At 66.8% G+C, this 2,409-nt stretch carries 3 protein-coding genes and 1 pseudogene; 2 read left to right on the forward strand and 2 right to left on the reverse strand.

The window, feature by feature from the left end:
* Nucleotides 1-203 (forward strand): annotated as a pseudogene (locus tag AC5E6L_RS15185) (adenylosuccinate lyase); the annotation flags it as partial.
* 78 nt (nucleotides 204-281) lie between these two features.
* Here the strand turns inward: AC5E6L_RS15185 and AC5E6L_RS15190 are convergent.
* Both AC5E6L_RS15190 and AC5E6L_RS15195 read right to left on the reverse strand, forming a co-directional pair.
* Nucleotides 282-1,058, reverse strand: a complete 777-nt coding sequence (locus AC5E6L_RS15190) for an HpcH/HpaI aldolase family protein (RefSeq protein ID WP_491230930.1) — start codon at nucleotides 1,056-1,058, stop codon at nucleotides 282-284.
* A 38-nt stretch (nucleotides 1,059-1,096) separates the two neighbouring features.
* A complete protein-coding gene (locus AC5E6L_RS15195) occupies nucleotides 1,097-1,414 on the reverse strand; it encodes a DUF1476 domain-containing protein (RefSeq protein WP_491230929.1) in 318 nt (105 codons plus the stop codon).
* Between the two features lie 261 nt (nucleotides 1,415-1,675).
* Between AC5E6L_RS15195 and purC the strand changes: the two genes are divergently transcribed.
* Nucleotides 1,676-2,409 (forward strand): phosphoribosylaminoimidazolesuccinocarboxamide synthase (gene purC / locus AC5E6L_RS15200; RefSeq protein ID WP_491774425.1); only part of this gene is annotated, 734 nt, incomplete at its 3' end.

Here is a 2,409-nt window from a genome sequence, read left to right on the forward strand (position 1 = left end):
TCTCCCGCGAGGACGCCTATCGCCTCGTCCAGCGCAACGCGATGAAGGTGTGGGACGAAGGCAAGGACTTCCTCGAAGAACTGCTCGCCGATGCCGATGTGTGCGCGCATCTGAGCGAGGAGGCCATTCGCGACCGGTTCGACCTCGGCTATCACACAAAACATGTCGACACGATCTTCGCCCGTGTCTTCGGGAACGGCTGAGCGCGCTCGTTCGGGCAGCCCGGCGGCTCCGTCCACGGCGCGTTCGCCCGCTTCATGCAGCGGCCGTGACGGCCCCGGTCACCCCCGCGCCGCGGCAAGCACCGCCGCCGCGCCCCTGCTGACGACGGCCTCGTCGAATCCGGCCGCGATCAGCCTGTAGCCCATGGCCGCATAGCGCGGCGCCATGGCTGGATCGGGGGCGAAGATGCCGGCGAGCCTGCCGCGCGCGGCCGCGCGCGCGGGGATGTCGGCGATCGCGTCCGCCATGGCGTCGAGCGCCGGATCGAGCCGGGCCCCGCCGGTCCAGGCGATGGAAAAGTCGGCCGGGCCGACGAAGACGGCATCGATGCCGTCAATGTCCAGGATGGCGTCGAGCGAATCGAGCGCGGCGCGCGTTTCGATCATCGCAAAGGCCAGCGTGCCGGCATTGGCGGCGTGAAGATATGCGTTGCCGCCCTCGATCCCGCGCAGGGCGATGGCCCGCGCCGGCCCCCAGGAGCGCTGGCCGAGCGGCGGATATTTCATGAACGAGGCGAAGGCGCGCGCATCGTCGGCCGAATTGATCATCGGCGCGATCACCGCATCGGCGCCGAAGTCGAGCGCGCGAGAGGCCGTCTCGAACCGGCCCACCGGCACCCGCACGAGGGCCGGCACGCGCCGCGCCAGGATCGCCGCCACGCCGCCCCAGACCGAATGCTCGGTGTGGCCGCCATGCTGCATGTCCAGCGTGACGGCATCGAAGCCCGCGCCGGCCAGCATGCCGACGAAACCGGGATCGGGCAGCGCCGACCATCCGGTCAGCACCGTTTGCCCGGCGCGCAGGGCCTGCGCCAACCCGTAACCATAGGCCGCCATGTCCCCTCCCCGCCGGTGCGTCCGGCCGCGCCGGCCGGTCAGCCCTTTTCGATTTCCTCGGCGGCCTGGACCATGAATTCTTCCATGGTGCGCCGGATCTGGTGGTCGGACTGGTCGACACCGGCCGCATCGAAGTCCGCGCGCACCTTGCGGAACACGTCCTCGTCGCCGGGCTCCTCGAAATCGGCGGCGATCACCTGCTTGGCGTAGGCGTCGGCCTCCTCGCCGCTCTTGCCGAGCTTTTCGGCGGCCCACAGGCCCAGCAGCTTGTTGCGGCGCGCCTCGGCCTTGAAGCGCAGTTCGGCGTCATGGGCGAACTTGTTCTCGAAAGCGTCCTTGCGGTCCTTGATGCTCATCGGTGCTCCTTAAGGGGCCGGATGCCCGGGTTCGGTTTGCCGTCAATTTAGGCGCAGGACCGGTCTAAACCAAATGGTTCGTCAAAGATCAACCGGCGTTGCGGCGCATGCGGGCGCGCCGGCGCGCCGGCGCCGAAATTTCCCGGTGACGAGCCAACGGCGCATTTGTTTTGCCGGATCGTTTCGGATAAACGGGGCCATCGTTTCGGCCGTCGTCCCCGCGCCTGGGGGCTCGGCCGCAATGCAGAAAAAGGCCAATGCATGAAACAGCGCCGCCGCATCTATGAGGGCAAGGCGAAGATCCTTTATGAGGGCCCCGAGCCCGGCACCCTCGTGCAGCACTTCAAGGATGACGCCACCGCATACAACGCCGCCAAGCACGATGTGATCGAGGGCAAGGGCGTTCTCAACAACCGGATTTCGGAACATATCTTCTCGGCGCTCAACCGGATGGGCATCCCCACCCATTTCCTCAAACGGATCAACATGCGCGAGCAGCTTATCCGCGAGGTCGAGATCATCCCGGTCGAGATCGTGGTGCGCAACATCGCCGCGGGCTCGCTGTCCAAGCGCCTTGGCATCGAGGAAGGCACGGTGCTGCCGCGCTCGATCATCGAGTTCTACTACAAGTCCGATCCGCTGGACGACCCGCTGGTGTCGGAGGAACACGTCACCGCCTTCGGCTGGGCCAGCCCGCAGGAGATCGACGACATGATGGCGCTCGCCATCCGCGTCAACGACTTCCTGTCGGGTCTGTTCCTGGGCATCGGCATCCAGCTCGTCGACTTCAAGATCGAATGCGGCCGGCTGTTCGAGAACGAGGCGATGCGGATCGTCGTCGCCGACGAGATATCGCCCGATTCGTGCCGGCTTTGGGATATCGGCACCAACGAGAAGCTCGACAAGGACCGGTTCCGCCGCGACATGGGCGGGCTGGTCGAAGCCTATACGGAGGTCGCCCGCCGGCTCGGCATCATGAACGAGAACGAACGTCC

It is taken from the genome of Roseitalea sp. (assembly GCF_984466335.1).

Coding starts and splice junctions, on each gene's coding strand:
- AC5E6L_RS15190 (WP_491230930.1), bottom strand. CDS start 1,058: ATGGCGGCCTATGGTTACGGGTTGGCGCAGGCCCTGCGCGCCGGGCAA.
- AC5E6L_RS15195 (WP_491230929.1), bottom strand. CDS start 1,414: ATGAGCATCAAGGACCGCAAGGACGCTTTCGAGAACAAGTTCGCCCAT.